A 15,719-nucleotide genomic window follows, 5' to 3' on the forward strand; every position below is an offset into this window, starting at 1 on the left:
GTAGTATAAGCTTCTTTTTTGTTCTGTGATTATCTCCATTGCTATGTTAAACCTTACCGATATCCAGCCACAGGTTGACGAAATTTATCTCGATAATAATGCTACCACGCCGGTGTTGCCGCAGGCGGCGGAGGCGGCGATTCATACCATGAATCTCTGCTATGGTAATCCAAGTTCCAGTCACATGACTGGCCTGAAAGCTAAATATATCCTCGAATCAACGCGAACATTGGCAAGGCAGGTCATCGGTGCCGATAGCGGCGAGATCATCTTTACCTCTGGTGCCACAGAAGGCATTCAAACGTCGATTATCTCGGCGTTAAATGCCTCACGGGATAAGGCCAGGGTGATACAAAACCCAGTGTTACTGTATGGTGCAACCGAGCATAAAGCCGTGCCTGAAACATTGAAACACTGGAACGCGATGCTCAACATTAATGCCGAGGTAATCGCCATTCCAGTCGATGAGCGAGGTATCCTTGATGTTGATTTCATTGCAGAACATGCCGCCGATGCGCTGATTATTTGTACTATGGTGGCAAATAATGAAACCGGTGTGTTTCAGGATATTGTTCTGCTTGAGCAGGTTATTCGCCAGCATAACCCCGACGTATTATGGATGGTTGACTGTGTTCAAGGATTAGGGAAAATTGCCTTAAACCTTGCCAACACCAGCATCGATTATGCACCGTTTTCCGGCCATAAACTCTATGGGCCGAAAGGGATTGGTATGCTTTATGTGCGCGACCAGGCTCCTTATACGCCAATTATTGCTGGTGGTGGCCAGGAGAGTGGCTTGCGCTCAGGTACCGAAAACCTGCCAGGAATTGCGGCGCTTAATGCAATTTTTAAGTTATTGGTCGATGACGATGATACTACCTTCAAAAGTCATCAGCAGTTATGCGCCTATCGTCAGCAACTGGCAGAAACCCTGAATAAGGTATTTCCTAATATTGTCTATAATCATGATTTTTCCTGCTCATTACCAACAACCCTGAATTTCTCAGTAAAAGGGTTGTCCAGTAAGGACATTATGGATTTATTCGATGCAGCGAGAATAAGGGTTAGCAGTGGCTCAGCCTGTAGCTCAAAAGTTACCGGCAGTTTTGTGCTCGATGCGATGGGCAAATCTAAGTGGCAGAGTGAGGGAGCTATTCGTTTATCGTTCGGACCAGCATCCACTCAGGATGAGATTGATCGCGCCTGTTCAGCAATCGAAGCCGCTGCAAAGGCGATGCAACATCATTGTTTGTTATTAACCGATGCTCAGGGTGAATCGGACGTCTATGTCGACGGTTTGCAGCAATGGACCTTTGATAACCAGTTAACCTGGTGTTATGTCGATCAGGCAACGAAACAGGTATTACTCATTGATCCGGTTGTCGAGTTAAGCGAGCGTTTTCAGACACTGGTTAATTGTCGTCAATTTACCGTCGCAGCCGTATTGAATACCCATTTGCATGATGGCCAGGAAGATTGTGCGGCGATGTTACGAGGCATAGTTCAGGAAACCCTTCGCAGTGAAAGCCATGACTCGTTAGGCTGGCCAGAAACGGCGTCCGAAGTGATGCTGGAAAATGGCCAGAGCGTTGCTGCTATCGCGCTCGGTGACAAGATCCTGGCCAAACTTGATTTGCCAGGGCATACCGAAAATAGTCGCGCTTATCTGCTCGGTAATGCGGTTGACGGACGTCTTGGTAAAACCAACATCGATTATGTATTTGCTGGCGACTTAATTCAGATTGGTGGTCTTGGTCGCAGTGACATCCATGGCGCCAGGCCGGATCAATTATTTGATTCCATTAAGCTATTGACCGAAGTTGTCGCAGAATCAACGCTGATATGCCCAGCCCATGATTATCAACAATTGTTCTCTACCACCCTGGCGTTAGAGGCGAAATCTAATCCGCTGCTGGCTAAGCTGTTAACCGGGGATTTGACCCGCGCTCAGTTTATCGATGAAAAGGAACGCCTGGATCAGCAATTGCAGGATATCACCGAACAAGCATTATGCGGCTTAATTACTCAGCACAGTAAGTCTCTGATCGATGTGTTTCCCGATAAGCTGCAGAGTTTCCTGGCGGCGAATCCGGATGTGCAGGTTGTAGATGTGCGTGAACCGTTTGAGTTTGAGGCTCACCGTCGTGAATATCTCGACGAGCAGAAGATTGTCAATATTCCACTGACTCGAATCACCGATTTTATTCACCGTTTTAAGGGCGAAAAGCGAGAGACCAAATTCATCTGTATTTGTCGTAGTGGTAGTCGCAGCGCGGCAGCGGCCAATGCGTTAAAACGCCTTGAATTTGAACACGTGTATCATGTTCCAGGTGGCTTTGCCCTGCTGAATTAGCATCAACATTGATTACAACATAACAACCCGCCGGGGTGACATCCGGCGGGTTTTTACTATGCTTTGGTATAGAATTGCAAGTCTAATACCAATCACATTAAGTTTGTGCACAACTCAGAGTTAGGTCAGAGGTTCAGTTACAACATAGATTTCATTGATATAGTCATTCTATATTAATGAAATATAGGGTCGTAAATGGGCCTCTGATAAACTCCCTCCGGGTGAGCTTTAAAGGCGTTTATCCTGCGTTACTGATTTTGACAATGGAATGACCATTCTCTGCAATCAAAGCCTTGTCTAAACGCCTTTAAATTCTCACTGAGTGAGCAATAATTTAAAGAGATTGGTATAAAAGGGGAGATAAAGGTGGGCTTAAAATGGGTCGATTCACAGGAGATCGCGCTGGATTTAATTGAACAGCACCCGGATGTTGATCCCAGGCAGTTGCGCTTTGCCGAATTAATGCAGTGGGTGTTGGCGCTGGAGCGATTTGACGACGATCCCGGGCACTGCGGAGAACGCGTTCTTGAGGCAATTCAGCTGGCGTGGATGGACGAGATGGATTGATCTCGCCTTATCAAGATAATTTACCCATAAACAGGTCTGATCTGCGACGATATAGTATTAACTTTGGTGAAAAATAAGTACAATACGCGGCTTTCTATTCCATTGGCACACTTTGATAAGCGAACAAGCGAAGTATTTATGACAAAACCGTCTGAAAAAGGCCCCTTGTATATTCCCTATGCTGGTCCAACCCTGTTAGAAACCCCGTTACTGAATAAAGGCAGTGCCTTTTCAGCCCAGGAGCGGGTCAGTTTTAACCTTACCGGATTACTGCCGCCTCGCTTTGAAACCATCGAAGAGCAGGTTGAACGTGCATATATGCAGTATTCGAGTTTTCGTGACTCGTTAAACAAACATATCTATTTGCGTAATATCCAGGACAAAAACGAAACCTTGTTTCATGCCCTGGTTCAGGCTCACCTGGAAGAAATGATGCCAATCATTTATACCCCGACAGTTGGTGATGCCTGTGAGAAGTTCTCTGATATTTATCGTTCGAATCGTGGTTTGTTTATCTCCTATGCTGAACGCCATCAAATCGATGACATCCTCCATAATGCCACCAAACAGAAAGTAAAAGTCATCGTCGTTACCGACGGTGAGCGCATTCTAGGTCTTGGTGACCAGGGCATTGGTGGCATGGGAATCCCAATTGGTAAGTTATCGCTCTATACCGCTTGTGGTGGTATTAGTCCTGCTTACACATTGCCAGTGATGCTGGATGTGGGTACCAATAATGAAAAATTACTCAATGATCCCATGTATATGGGAGCACGCCACAAACGTATAGGTCAGCAGGAATATGATGAGTTTGTCGAACTCTTTATTCAGGCGGTAAAACGTCGCTGGCCAAATGTTATGCTGCAGTTTGAAGACTTTGCACAACCGAATGCGATGCCGTTGTTACAGCGTTACCAGAATAAAATCTGCTGCTTTAATGATGATATTCAGGGCACGGCTTCTGTGACTGTGGGTACCTTGCTGGCGGCATGTCGCACTAAGTCTGAAACCTTGTCCCAGCAAAAAGTCGTGTTTGTTGGTGGCGGAAGTGCGGGTTGTGGTATTGCCGAACAAGTGGTTGCACAAATGATCAAAGAAGGCCTGTCGGACAGTGAAGCTCGCGCGCGGGTGTTTATGGTCGACCGCCACGGTCTGGTGACCGATAATATGGAAGGTCTGCGCGATTTCCAACAGGCGCTGGCACAACCAGTCGATGTCATTGCTAACTGGTCGTTACAGGGCGAGAATGCCTCTCTACTGGAAGTGGTTGAACATGTCCAACCCACCGTACTCGTAGGAGTTTCTGGTGTCGGTGGCCTGTTTACCGAACAAGTGATCAAAACCATGAAAAGTGGTTGCGATAAACCGATTGTCTTTCCATTAAGTAATCCGTCCCGTCAGGTAGAAGCTCGTCCTGAACAGGTGATTGAATGGACCGATGGTGAAGTGATTGTCGCAACCGGCAGTCCGTTCAAACCAGTGACTTATAAAGGTAAGACTTTTACCATTTCACAGTGCAACAATGCCTATATTTTCCCGGGTATCGGACTTGGTGTATTGGCTGCCAATATTAAATTTATTAGTGATGAGATGTTAATGGTGGCCAGTGAAACACTGGCGAACGCTTCGCCTCTGGCCAATGAAGGTAGTGGTGATCTATTACCACCTTTGACTAAGATCGCTGAGTTAAGCAAGCAAATCGCTTTTGCCATTGGCAAACTGGCTCAGGATCAGGGCCTGGCGCTGGAAATCAGTGACGAACAATTACATAAAAACATCGAGAAAAATTTCTGGAAGCCGCAATACCGTCTGTATCGCCGGTCAACCATTTAAGAAAAATTCAACCCTACCACCAGGGAAGGTAGTAGAAGAGCATGTGATTCCAATGGTTATTGGGTTTACATGCTTTTCCTTTCCGGGCGGGCTTTTCGCCAGTCACCTAAATCCCAATTAAGTAGCTTCTCCTGCTGTTTAATCTCCAGCTCGTAGAGTTCCAGCAGATATTGACGATCACGGTCACTCAAACAGTTGGCATAAGGTCGACTGTGTACCTCTTTAGCTTCAATTTCAATAAAGGGCGAGACGTTAAGAAAATCGGTAACGGATTTTAGCGCCTCGGCAGGCGACTGTTTTAACCATTCATGACGCAGGAACAGTAACTGTGGGTCAGGAAAGTAGCGCTGTAATCTCCGGATCTGCTCGCTATAAAAACCCCGATCGGTGTAGGAATAACGGTGACAAATATCAGGCAATAGCTGCTGGCAACGGTGGCGTTCCTCGGCAATGGCTTGTCTGAAAGGTAATGATTCGAATTTATTCAGGCGCGCCATATTCCAGTGCGAGTAGGCGCGCTCGACCGGATTACGAAGTATGGCAATCAGCTTGATTTTTGCATTGTATTGGTAAATCCGCTTTATTGCTGCTTCACAATACATATAACTGGGCGTCGCTTCGCCGATAACTTTATTGGCATCAGAAAAGTCAAAATGGCTGTGATAGTAGGCCAGGTTCCTCCAGCGATGATAGCGGTTATCGTGGTCAAAGAAATGGACTTCTTTTTTGTTGGCCATGGTGATATCTGGATGTTGCCGTAAGTAAAAGTCCAGAGCCGTTGTCCCCCCTTTCTGGGTTCCGACAATAATAAAATTAACCAGTCTGTTGGCTTTAGACATAAGCATCCGCCTTTGTATCGACCATCGCATTCTGATAAATATTGAACATCGCGTTATCGGAAATCAGCCCCATATTGTGAAGCTTAAACAAACAGTGATAATCATCTTCCAGGTAACGCACTAAATTCTTTCTGGCACGCGCGGTTAAGCGTTTGTCATGGGGACTGGAGTTATGTTTATCATGGCCGATTTCTTCACTGGATAGTGAAAAAAAACGTTGCATATCGGTATTAAGAGATTCCTGCATTAATACTCCCCTGATCTTTTCCACCGGGCATTTATCGAGAAATTCTTTTAAATAGAAACTGATGTCTTCTTTAAGGTGATGAATACAATCAAACTCTGTCATGACTTTCTGGTTTGGGGCACCATTTTCATCGTAAAGGCATTCAGCAATATTATTCAATGTCTTGTATTTGCACAAAACGTGGTATTCACCGGCAAATCGCTCTGCTTGTTGCCTGGTTTCTGCTACCAGTTTATAACGCCAGTTAAAGGCAGAAATGCTGCGTGAAATGGGATCACGCGCGAGGATATAGTATTGATCTTTTGCCCGATAAATTGGCTTTTCAACGTGAAACGAGTAAAAGCGAATGTTTCTTGGGTCTTGGCTAAGGGTCTTTTGCAATGTACCGCCACCGCACTTGCCAACATGGATCAGGACGGTTTTCGGCTTACGAAAATAAAAGAGAGATTGTTCAACAATGTTTGCCATAGCGCATTCCAATCTTGGAGCGCCATGGCAACACAGCCGTAGACGCACTGATATAAAGAATTGCTATCCATGAGTCTAACTGATGATTGGTAACGATGATCCTGCTTATCGTAATCACATTCCGTACATTGAAATTTTAGACCACAATCAATCAGAGGGACAAAATATAAGTGGTGAAAATTGGCCTGATTTATACCAAACACATTAAATTATCGCTCACTCAGTGATAATTTAAAGGCGTTTAGGCAAGGCTTTGATTGCAGAGAATGGTCGTTCCGTTGTCAAAATCAGCCAAAGTCAGTAACGCCGTATAAAAGCCTTTAAAACTCACCCTTTGGGAGTTTATCAGAGGCCCATTTACGGCCCTATATTTCATTAATATAGGATGACTATATCAATGAAATCTATGTTGTAACTGAACCTCTGCCCAAACTCTGAGCTGTGCACAAACTCAATGTGATTGGTATTAAGTTTCAGGCCAGGTGCTTTGATAGATTACGCGCGCTGGTAAACTTTAAAGCAGTAATTATGAGGGTTATCGGAATCTGCCTGATGTGCATCTTCAAGTACGCATTGCCAATTGCCGTCACTCAGATAATCGGGAAAAAAGGTATCTCCGTCGGTAGCAAGGTCAATCTCGGTAACATAAAGGCGATCAGCGAACGGTAGGCAGTGTTCGTATATACTACCACCGCCAATAACCATAATCTCTTCGCTCACTTCTGCGGATTTGAGCGCCGCTTCAATACTGCTGACCACCTCAATGCCGTCAGCCTGATAGCTGGGATCCCGGGAAATTACGATATTACGACGACCAGGGAGTGGAAAACCAATGGATTCAAAGGTTTTTCGGCCCATCACCACGGGTTTTTTTAATGTGGTTTGTTTGAAGTATTTCAGGTCCGCTGGCATATGCCAGGGCATTTGATTGTCTTTACCTATCACACGTTTTTTTGCGTGGGCAACAATCATTGATAAAACAGGCATGGGTTTACGCTTTGCTTGGTTGATATTAAAACGGAACCACAATTGTGTCATGAATTGCTGAGCACAGCAATGACACCAGTGGAGTTGCTAAAAGTAAAAAACTCCGCAAAGCGGAGTTTTTTCGGGCAAACCGTGAGTTGTTGCTTATTTACGATATTCGACCTCTACATCGTAGTCGTCTTCGTCCCAGTCATCATCGTCCAGGTCATCATCTTCATACTCGGAGATTGTATCCTTGTGGTAGGTATCCCACTTGAATTCAACTTCTTTCTCTTCTTCCAGAGTTTCTTCAACACTTGGCAGAGTTTCGATAAAGTTCATCAACTTTTCAGTAAGCTCTTTGGTGCCGTCGCGGTTAAAGGCGGAAATTTCAATAACCTCGCCATCCCAATCCAGGGCTTCAATCACCCGATCTTTCACCTCTTTAGCTTCATCTTCCAATAGTAAGTCCATTTTATTGAAGACCAGCCACCTTGGCTTCTGTGCAAGCTCTTCGGAATATTGCTCGAGTTCTTTGACGATGGTCATGGCGTTTTCGGCTGGATCACTTTCATCGGCCGGTAAAACATCCACCAGGTGCAATAGTACCCGGCAACGTTCCAGGTGCTTGAGAAAACGAATACCGAGTCCGGTACCATCGGAGGCACCTTCAATCAGGCCTGGAATATCGGCGATTACGAAACTGCGCTGTGCGTTTAAACGAACAACCCCCAGGTTAGGTACTAACGTGGTAAAAGGATAGTCGGCAACTTTAGGCTTGGCGGCTGAAACACTGCGAATTAGCGTCGACTTACCTGCATTGGGTAGACCGAGTAAACCAACATCGGCAAGTAATAATAACTCCAGTTTCAGGTTACGAATCTCACCTGGGGTACCATTGGTTTTCTGCCGCGGCGCACGATTGGTGCTGCTTTTAAAACGGGTGTTACCGAGTCCGTGCCAACCACCTTTAGCAACCATCAGCTTTTGCTTGTGGTGGGTTAGATCACCGACTTGTTCGCCAGTATCCATATCAATGGCGCGAGTACCAACCGGAACCTTGAGAATTAAATCGTCACCACCTTTACCGGTACAGTTGCGGGACTTACCATTCTCTCCACGGGTTGCACTGTGAAAGCGCTCGAACCGATAGTCGATCAAGGTATTGAGATTTTCGTCTGCAATCAGGTACACGTCGCCGCCATCGCCGCCATCGCCGCCGTCAGGGCCGCCAAATTCGACATATTTTTCCCGGCGAAAACTGACACAACCGTTGCCGCCATCGCCGGCTTCAACGCGGATCTCAACTTCATCAACAAATTTCATGAGGGGTTCTATTACTCCGGTTTAATGTTTAGAAACTAGAAACTAGAAACTAGAAACTAGAAACTAGAAACTAGAAACTAGAAACTAGAAACTAGCTCTACATCTAGTAAAAAGACTTAGCTTTCAATTTCACGTCTCTTTATTCTAGACTCTCGATTCTTAAAATACCCGTACCGCGTCCTGCTCTGTGGGCATACATACATTTACTTCAATATACCCGTACCGCATCCTGTTCTCCGGGCATATATACATCCGTGTACAAAAAAAAACCTCGCAGAGCGAGGTTTTTTACGAACTTAGTTCGGGTAATTACTCAGCAACGATGCTTACGTATTTACGGTTTTGAGGACCTTTCACTTCGAATTGTACTTTACCGTCGGTTAAAGCAAATAGAGTGTGGTCTTTACCAATACCCATGTTAGTACCAGCGTGGAACTTAGTACCACGTTGACGAACGATAATGTTACCCGCAAGAACTGACTCACCACCAAAGCGCTTAACACCTAAGCGTTTGCTTTCTGAATCACGACCGTTACGAGTACTACCAGCTGCCTTCTTATGTGCCATCTCAAACGACTCCTATTAACCGTTAATACCAGTAATTTTCACTTCAGTGAACCACTGACGGTGGCCCATCTGCTTGCGTGAATGCTTACGGCGCTTAAACTTAACAATTTTCACTTTGTCGGCACGGCCCTGGCTGACAACTTCAGCTGTAACCTTACCACCGTCAACGTAAGGGGCACCTACGTTGATATCGTCGCCATTGGCAACCATTAATACATTATCGAACTCAACTGTCGCACCAACTTCAAGCTCTAGTTTCTCTAGGCGAATGGTTTGACCTTCACTCACACGGTGCTGTTTACCACCACTTTGGAATACCGCGTACATAGCTACTCCGTAATGCGTCTCATAAATGGACGCGCAAATTAAAATAATAGGTCGCGGATTCTACGCTAAGATTCTCCGCAGGGCAAGCCCAATTATAAAATTTATGCCAGATTTTTCATATTCCTTTTTACCCTTTCCCACATCCCGGTTGCTTGCCGGTGCGGCTATTGACGCGATTCGATTAAGGGTTTGTTAAAATGTAAAATCGTGTAAAATCAGCATACTTAAATTACGATCATATTTGTGGTCCACTTTTAGCTATTTTTTCAACAACAAGAGCTAACCGGTAATAGCAGCAATTTTATGAAAATCGAACAAATTCAATCTCTGGCCGAAACTGACATGAACGCCGTTAATCAGCTGATATTCGAGCAGCTGACTTCAGATGTGGCTTTGATCAATCAGTTGGGCATGTACATCGTTAATGCTGGTGGTAAGCGGATGCGACCATTGCTAACCGTACTCGCCGCCAGGGCGATGGGCTATGAGGGCAAAGATCACGTTTGCCTGGCTGCCATTATTGAATTTATTCACACTGCGACCTTATTGCATGATGATGTCGTTGATGAATCAGAACTGCGTCGTGGCCGTGAGACCGCCAATGCTTTATTTGGCAACAGTGCCAGTGTGCTGGTCGGGGATTTCTTATACACCCGTTCATTTCAGATGATGGTCACATTGCAGAATATGACTGTTATGGAAGTTCTTTCTGATGCCACCAATATCGTTGCTGAGGGTGAAGTACTGCAATTAATGAATTGCAATGATGCGGACACCACTGAACAGAGCTATATGCAGGTGATTTATTGTAAGACGGCGAAGTTGTTCGAAGCAGCAACTCGTCTTGCTGCGGTGATTATGGAGCAGCCTCAAGAGATTGAGCAGGCGATGACGGTTTATGGTCGGCATTTGGGCACAGCATTCCAGTTAATTGATGATTTGCTCGACTATACCGCTGATGCGCAGGAGATGGGTAAAAATGTTGGTGATGACCTGAGTGAAGGGAAACCAACACTGCCACTGTTGTATGCCATGCAGCAGGGCAGTGAAGGTGAAAGCAACCGCATTCGTGAGGCCATTGAAACCTGTAACGGTATGGAGCACCTTGACGAAATACTGGCAATTCTGGAACGAACCGGAGCCCTTGAATACACTTACCAAAAAGCGGTTGAAGAGTCACAAAAAGCGATTGCAGCGTTGTCTGAATTACCTGATAGCCAATACAAAAATGCCCTGATAGCCCTGGCTAACATTGCTGTAGATCGCACCGCTTAACGGATTACTGGATCGAGGTTAGAAATCCCTGTAATTGTTGTTGCACGGCTTCTGTCTGCGAGAGAAGTTGTTCAAGACGATACAGGGTGTGGCTTACACGGTAATTCTGGATTTGAATAAACTGTAACAGCCGCGGATCCGTTAATTGCTCGGTGGTAATGCCTTGTAAGCGGATATCAAAAAAACGATTGTCGTTATCCGCGACAAAATCTCCGACCTGCCATAGCAGCGATTCCGCGTGCATTAACCGTTCGCTGTTGTCGGTAAAACGGATCATCGATTCGATTCTTGGCACTTCAAAATCGTAATAGCGAATTAACGAATGTCTTAACTTCCTGTCACTAAGCTTTTCCAGTCCTGATGCTTTCAATGCATCATAAGAACCACGATTGTAGTAAAACACATAATTTGCCTGGGCCTGGGTAACTAACTCCGCTAACTTATGGTTTGCTATCGTTTCTTTATTGGCGATGATGTTGATCAGGGAGCGACAGGCATCGAAATTGTCGGACAGCCGTGTTTGTAGGAATTTAAAGTATTCCATATCGGCGTTGAGTGAAGTGTGAATTTCGGCTAACAGAGTTTGCTCAAACGCTGTGTCTTTGCGTTGCTCATTCCAGACATTAATTTGCAGGGCTATTAGGATCCCGGCAATGATAAGCACGATTTCACCTAACGCATATTTACAATAGGTGATGAATTTTCCATTATCGAGCAAACGGTGACGTATCTGGCGAAACCACAGAAACATAGTTCATTTATTATTGTTAACTGGTTTTGATAGTTTAGCCGAGGAAATAGCAAAAAGCCGACTGGCGCCGGCTTTTTAGGGTTTTCGCAATAGAGGTTATTGATTGATGAAATCAACACCTTCCTGAATGTCTTTGTTCAATGTTGCCAGCATGTCGTTCTTCGCTTTTTGCTCGAACGCGCTTAGCTCACCATATGGTAAGTATTCTTCAACACCATTCTTACCCAGACGAACTGGTTGCGCGAAGTATTGTGCATCGCCAGTGTTGCCTTCAACGTATGCATAATCGATCACGTTTGCTTCACCTTGCAGGCCTTTGATTAATGACATACAGAAACGAGCCGCTGCAGCACCCATAGAAAGTGTTGCAGAACCACCACCCGCTTTCGCATTAACCACTTCCGTACCAGCATTCTGGATACGCGGAGTCAGGGCGGCAACCTCCTCATCAGTGAACGCTACGCCTTCAACCTGAGATAAAAGAGGCAGGATAGTGGTACCTGAGTGACCACCAATTACTGGAACTTTAGTTGTTGCAACATCAAGACCTTTAAGCTCAGCAACAAATGCTTCTGAACGGATAACGTCTAGGGTGGTTACACCGAAAACACGGTTTGCTTCATAAGTACCAGCTTTTTTGAATACTTCCGCAACGATTGGCACCGTGCCATTAACCGGGTTAGTAATTACACCGACAAGTGCTTTAGGACAATTCTTAACAATACCTTCAGCCAGGGTTTTGATGATACCGGCATTAACCGCGAAAAGATCCGCACGATCCATGCCTGGTTTGCGAGGCATGCCAGCAGGGATTAATACGACGTCGGAGCCCGCTAAAGCTGAGTCTAAGTCTTCTTTACCGTAACCGTTAACAGAAACCGCCGTAGGGATGTGTGATAAATCAACTGCAACACCAGGAACCACTGGAGCAACGTCATATAAAGACAATTCTGAACCAGCAGGTAATTGGGTTTTTAATAGTAAAGATAACGCTTGACCGATACCACCAGCTGCGCCTAAGACAGTAACTTTCATTTAACTTCTCCGAGGTTGTGTAATTACTTAAAATTGTGCTTAACCGATCTTGATCCGGATTTCCGGACAGGTTCAAGTGTAGTGCAAACTTTGCTGAGTTGAGGCAGGTACTCAGGGATAAAACGAAATCGACGATTCCCCGAGACACATAGGCTATCAGCAAATTCGAGTGTGATCGAACCGGATACGACAAAATCAGTCAAATTTTGGGTGCACAAACTCTACCGAATCGTGCCTTAAAATACAATCGATTTATGGCCGTCAATGGAATTGCTATTGTTACTTGAAAATAGGGCAATTTTATCCGCGGGGAAAAAATGGTAAGCTTGGTGACCAGTACGTTTAAATCTGTATTTTCACTCTCGTCAGGTAGATAAAATAACGATTATGTCATTACAACAAAAGCAGGAAGCATTGGTAAATGCTTTTAAAGAGTTATTAAAAGAGGAGCGCTTTGGTTCACAAGGCGAGATTGTTGAAGCGTTGCGTGGGCAAGGTTTTGACAATATCAGTCAATCCAAAGTTTCTCGTATGCTGAGCAAATTTGGTGCGGTCAGAACCCGCAATGCGCGACAGGAAATGGTCTATTGTCTACCTGCCGAATTGGGTGTTCCTACGGCCAAAAGCCCTCTGCGTCAACTGGTGCTGGATATTGAAGCGAATGAAATGATGATTATCGTTCGCACCAGTCCGGGCGCCGCACAACTGATCGCCCGTTTACTGGATTCCTTAGGTAAGGCAGACGGAGTGTTGGGCACCATTGCCGGCGATGACACGATTTTTATCGCTCCGACTCAGGTTAGTGAGATCGCAACTACTTTGGAAAAACTGCAGGTGCTTTTCCAGAAAATCTAACCACTCAATCACTGGCAGGGGCGAGGTTCTCGATAAAATCTATCGATGGCGCAAAAAATGCCGCGCCGGTCTCCGCCTGAGTATATTTAAGCAGGTGGTCGTAATTACCATGGCCATCACCTTGGATCATGCTAGTCAGGATTACCTCATAGTTGTCCGGAGTCTGGCAGTATGCGACTGAAAATAATCCCTGCACCTTCATATGGCCGTATGGCATGCTCTGCCGAACCAAGGCGACGGGGTTACCCTGTGCATCTTTAATTCTGGTGCGTTTACTATGCGAGGTGTCAGGTTTGTCTGCCTCGGGATACTCGATGTCATCTAATTTGCTCTTGCCATATATATCTTCCTGCTGTTTCAGTTCCAACGATTGCCATAACTTCATATTATGTCGGTATCGTTGAATATGCAGGTAACTGCCATTTGCAAATAGGGGTTGTTGGTCGGATTTCACTAAAGCGACTTCGCGCTTATGTGGTCCACGAGGGTTATCGGAACCTTCAATAAAACCAGTGAGGTCGCGGCCATCGAGGTATCGAAAGCCTTTTACTTGCTCGATTAATTCAACACTGGAATTAAGCATTTCACAAACCCGGGTGCTGACAATATGGTTAACATCGGCGCGGTCACTCCTGACCTCGATGTATAAATCGATATTATTCGATGGAGCAAAACGATCCTCGACCTGCATGGCAGGAAAGGGGCGCAGGCCTTTAGGTTTGGCATCGGGATAGAATTCATCCCAGTAGGTAGCGCCGATGGCGATAACGGTGCTCAGGTTTGCTTCTGAGAACCTGTTACTGTACTCGTTAAATATCTCTGGTAGTTTAGCTAAGGTATAGCGCACATAGTCATTCTTATTATCAAGGACATTAAAAAGTAGATAATAACTATGTAAACTCGGTTCCGCACAGACACCAAACTGCTCTCTTGCCATCGAATATTCCATTACTTATTTTTGGGGACTGCAGATAAGTATATGAGTTTATTGTTAAATGAAAAAGAGTTATATGTAAGTTGTAAGTTAGTAAGGACCCGACATTGAGTAACCACAGACGGTTTGACGCGATTGTCAGGAGTTGGCCGTTAATGTCTTGCCGTTCTTGTCGATGCAACCCGAAAGCGTTTCTTATCTTCCCAGCGCAGTAACGTCATATCACCACCCCAGACACAGCCAGTATCCAACGCGTAAATATTAGGGTGCGGGCATTCTCCTTCGAGCGTTGCCCAGTGTCCGATGACCCATTCGCTATCGGTTAAACTTTCATCCAAGTCAAACCAGGGTTTCAGACTATTATCCGGGTTATGCTGTGGGTGCTCTTTATGTGAAAACTCCAGGTCGCCGGTCTCGGTACAGTAGCGCATTCTGGTCAGAGCGTTGACACTGTAGCGGAATTTTTCCAGCTCAGTTGTTGCCATCTCCCAGTTGCAGGGTTCGTTACCATACATGTTTTGCAGCCAATACTGGCGGTTATTGCCGCGGATACAGGCATGCACAAATTCTGCCTGAATCAGGGCGGTATCGATATCCCATTGCGGCGCCAGTCCTGCATGAGTCATGTACGCGTTGGCATTGGGAAGTTTGCGCAGTAAGGGTTGTGCAGCTAACCAGTCGATTAGCTCCGCCGCATCCGGAGCCTCTAATAGCGCGTTGAGGTAATCTTTTGGGTGTGGTGTTTGTAATCCATGCCATATTGCCAACAGGTGCAGGTCATGGTTACCTAAAACGGGTTTGGCGCTATTGCCTAACGATTGCAAAAAGCGAAGTGTTTTCAGTGAGTCAGGGCCGCGTGCTACCAGATCACCGGTCAGCCATAGTTCGTCGTTACCGGCCTCAAAACCAGCCTGGCTGAGTACTTGTTGTAACTCAACGTAGCATCCCTGCACATCACCAACCAGATATATCGCCATCGATTAGTTCAGTATATTGGGCACGGCGAGGCGAAATACTGGAATCTGTACTTTATGCTCTTTACCGTTGAGATCCTGTAACGTGTAAAAGCCTTCCATGGTGCCAAGCGGTGTTTTGATAATTGAACCACTGGTGTACTGGTAAGACTGGCCTGCGGCGATAACCGGCTTTTGACCGACCACTCCATCACCTTCGACCGATACCTTGTTACCATTGGCATCGGTAATTAACCAACTACGAGCCAGTAATTGCAAGGTTTCGGCACTGCGATTTTCTATAGTGATGGTATAGCTAAACACAAAACGCTCATTATATTGATCAGACTGCTCTTCAATAAAATGGACCTGAGCATTAATGTCTACCTGAGTATTATCCTGACTACTAACGCTATTCATTTA

At 45.5% G+C, this 15,719-nt stretch carries 16 protein-coding genes; 5 read left to right on the forward strand and 11 right to left on the reverse strand.

The window, feature by feature from the left end:
- Window positions 1–43 precede the first annotated feature (43 nt).
- The 3 genes from E8M12_RS02900 (at window position 44) to E8M12_RS02910 (ending at window position 4,753) form a co-directional block, all read left to right on the forward strand.
- Window positions 44–2,353 (forward strand): aminotransferase class V-fold PLP-dependent enzyme, encoded by a 2,310-nt coding sequence (locus E8M12_RS02900; RefSeq protein WP_136734586.1) that lies wholly within the window; start codon window positions 44–46, stop codon window positions 2,351–2,353.
- A gap of 366 nt (window positions 2,354–2,719) precedes the next feature.
- On the forward strand, window positions 2,720–2,920 hold the full coding sequence (iscX, locus tag E8M12_RS02905; protein ID WP_136734587.1) for a Fe-S cluster assembly protein IscX: 201 nt from the start codon (window positions 2,720–2,722) through the stop codon (window positions 2,918–2,920).
- Between the two features lie 138 nt (window positions 2,921–3,058).
- Complete coding sequence (locus tag E8M12_RS02910; protein ID WP_136734588.1) at window positions 3,059–4,753, forward strand: NAD-dependent malic enzyme; 1,695 nt, start codon at window positions 3,059–3,061, stop codon at window positions 4,751–4,753.
- Window positions 4,754–4,818: 65 nt separating this feature from the next.
- Here the strand turns inward: E8M12_RS02910 and E8M12_RS02915 are convergent, their stop codons facing one another.
- The 6 genes from E8M12_RS02915 to rplU all read right to left on the reverse strand — a co-directional run bounded on the left by E8M12_RS02915 (window position 4,819) and on the right by rplU (window position 9,493).
- Window positions 4,819–5,592 carry a sulfotransferase domain-containing protein gene (locus E8M12_RS02915; RefSeq protein ID WP_136734589.1) on the reverse strand — a complete coding sequence of 258 codons (774 nt, stop codon included), beginning with the start codon at window positions 5,590–5,592 and terminating at the stop codon, window positions 4,819–4,821.
- On the reverse strand, window positions 5,585–6,307 hold the full coding sequence (locus E8M12_RS02920; protein WP_136734590.1) for a hypothetical protein: 723 nt from the start codon (window positions 6,305–6,307) through the stop codon (window positions 5,585–5,587). The genes E8M12_RS02915 and E8M12_RS02920 overlap by 8 nt, the downstream gene beginning before the upstream one ends.
- Window positions 6,308–6,802: 495 nt before the next feature.
- Entirely contained in the window at window positions 6,803–7,294 is a 492-nt protein-coding gene (folA, locus tag E8M12_RS02925) for a type 3 dihydrofolate reductase (protein ID WP_246033991.1), read from the reverse strand.
- 144 nt (window positions 7,295–7,438) lie between these two features.
- Window positions 7,439–8,599: an Obg family GTPase CgtA gene (cgtA, locus tag E8M12_RS02930; RefSeq protein ID WP_136734591.1), complete on the reverse strand. Its 1,161-nt coding sequence runs from the start codon at window positions 8,597–8,599 to the stop codon at window positions 7,439–7,441.
- Window positions 8,600–8,908: 309 nt separating this feature from the next.
- Window positions 8,909–9,166, reverse strand: a complete 258-nt coding sequence (gene rpmA, locus E8M12_RS02935; RefSeq protein WP_136734592.1) for a 50S ribosomal protein L27 — start codon at window positions 9,164–9,166, stop codon at window positions 8,909–8,911.
- A 15-nt stretch (window positions 9,167–9,181) separates the two neighbouring features.
- On the reverse strand, window positions 9,182–9,493 hold the full coding sequence (gene rplU / locus E8M12_RS02940) for a 50S ribosomal protein L21 (protein ID WP_136734593.1): 312 nt from the start codon (window positions 9,491–9,493) through the stop codon (window positions 9,182–9,184).
- Window positions 9,494–9,796: 303 nt separating this feature from the next.
- Between rplU and ispB the strand changes: the two genes are divergently transcribed.
- Complete coding sequence (ispB, locus tag E8M12_RS02945; protein ID WP_136734594.1) at window positions 9,797–10,768, forward strand: octaprenyl diphosphate synthase; 972 nt, start codon at window positions 9,797–9,799, stop codon at window positions 10,766–10,768.
- A 4-nt stretch (window positions 10,769–10,772) separates the two neighbouring features.
- Here ispB and E8M12_RS02950 read toward each other — a convergent pair whose 3' ends face one another.
- Window positions 10,773–11,519 carry a DUF6090 family protein gene (locus E8M12_RS02950; protein WP_136734595.1) on the reverse strand — a complete coding sequence of 249 codons (747 nt, stop codon included), beginning with the start codon at window positions 11,517–11,519 and terminating at the stop codon, window positions 10,773–10,775.
- Between the two features lie 96 nt (window positions 11,520–11,615).
- Window positions 11,616–12,554, reverse strand: a complete 939-nt coding sequence (gene mdh, locus E8M12_RS02955; RefSeq protein WP_136734596.1) for a malate dehydrogenase — start codon at window positions 12,552–12,554, stop codon at window positions 11,616–11,618.
- Between the two features lie 387 nt (window positions 12,555–12,941).
- On the opposite strand from mdh, the gene argR reads away from it, so the two are divergent.
- Window positions 12,942–13,409, forward strand: a complete 468-nt coding sequence (argR, locus tag E8M12_RS02960; RefSeq protein WP_136734597.1) for a transcriptional regulator ArgR — start codon at window positions 12,942–12,944, stop codon at window positions 13,407–13,409.
- Between the two features lie 4 nt (window positions 13,410–13,413).
- Here the strand turns inward: argR and E8M12_RS02965 are convergent, their stop codons facing one another.
- The 3 genes from E8M12_RS02965 to apaG form a co-directional block, all read right to left on the reverse strand.
- Entirely contained in the window at window positions 13,414–14,346 is a 933-nt protein-coding gene (locus E8M12_RS02965) for a Dyp-type peroxidase (RefSeq protein ID WP_246033992.1), read from the reverse strand.
- A 149-nt stretch (window positions 14,347–14,495) separates the two neighbouring features.
- The gene (locus E8M12_RS02970; RefSeq protein WP_136734599.1) at window positions 14,496–15,320 is read right to left on the reverse strand and encodes a symmetrical bis(5'-nucleosyl)-tetraphosphatase; all 825 of its coding nucleotides are present in this window, start codon (window positions 15,318–15,320) and stop codon (window positions 14,496–14,498) included.
- Between the two features lie 3 nt (window positions 15,321–15,323).
- The gene (gene apaG / locus E8M12_RS02975) at window positions 15,324–15,716 is read right to left on the reverse strand and encodes a Co2+/Mg2+ efflux facilitator ApaG/CorD (protein WP_136734600.1); all 393 of its coding nucleotides are present in this window, start codon (window positions 15,714–15,716) and stop codon (window positions 15,324–15,326) included.
- Window positions 15,717–15,719 lie beyond the last annotated feature (3 nt).

Source organism: Thalassotalea mangrovi, assembly GCF_005116735.1.
GTDB lineage: Bacteria > Pseudomonadota > Gammaproteobacteria > Enterobacterales > Alteromonadaceae > Thalassotalea_A > Thalassotalea_A mangrovi.

Coding starts and splice junctions, on each gene's coding strand:
- E8M12_RS02900 (WP_136734586.1), top strand. CDS start 44: ATGTTAAACCTTACCGATATCCAGCCACAGGTTGACGAAATTTATCTC.
- E8M12_RS02910 (WP_136734588.1), top strand. CDS start 3,059: ATGACAAAACCGTCTGAAAAAGGCCCCTTGTATATTCCCTATGCTGGT.
- E8M12_RS02915 (WP_136734589.1), bottom strand. CDS start 5,592: ATGTCTAAAGCCAACAGACTGGTTAATTTTATTATTGTCGGAACCCAG.
- E8M12_RS02920 (WP_136734590.1), bottom strand. CDS start 6,307: ATGGCAAACATTGTTGAACAATCTCTCTTTTATTTTCGTAAGCCGAAA.
- folA (WP_246033991.1), bottom strand. CDS start 7,294: ATGCCTGTTTTATCAATGATTGTTGCCCACGCAAAAAAACGTGTGATA.
- cgtA (WP_136734591.1), bottom strand. CDS start 8,599: ATGAAATTTGTTGATGAAGTTGAGATCCGCGTTGAAGCCGGCGATGGC.
- rpmA (WP_136734592.1), bottom strand. CDS start 9,166: ATGGCACATAAGAAGGCAGCTGGTAGTACTCGTAACGGTCGTGATTCA.
- rplU (WP_136734593.1), bottom strand. CDS start 9,493: ATGTACGCGGTATTCCAAAGTGGTGGTAAACAGCACCGTGTGAGTGAA.
- ispB (WP_136734594.1), top strand. CDS start 9,797: ATGAAAATCGAACAAATTCAATCTCTGGCCGAAACTGACATGAACGCC.
- E8M12_RS02950 (WP_136734595.1), bottom strand. CDS start 11,519: ATGTTTCTGTGGTTTCGCCAGATACGTCACCGTTTGCTCGATAATGGA.
- mdh (WP_136734596.1), bottom strand. CDS start 12,554: ATGAAAGTTACTGTCTTAGGCGCAGCTGGTGGTATCGGTCAAGCGTTA.
- argR (WP_136734597.1), top strand. CDS start 12,942: ATGTCATTACAACAAAAGCAGGAAGCATTGGTAAATGCTTTTAAAGAG.
- E8M12_RS02965 (WP_246033992.1), bottom strand. CDS start 14,346: ATGGCAAGAGAGCAGTTTGGTGTCTGTGCGGAACCGAGTTTACATAGT.
- E8M12_RS02970 (WP_136734599.1), bottom strand. CDS start 15,320: ATGGCGATATATCTGGTTGGTGATGTGCAGGGATGCTACGTTGAGTTA.
- apaG (WP_136734600.1), bottom strand. CDS start 15,716: ATGAATAGCGTTAGTAGTCAGGATAATACTCAGGTAGACATTAATGCT.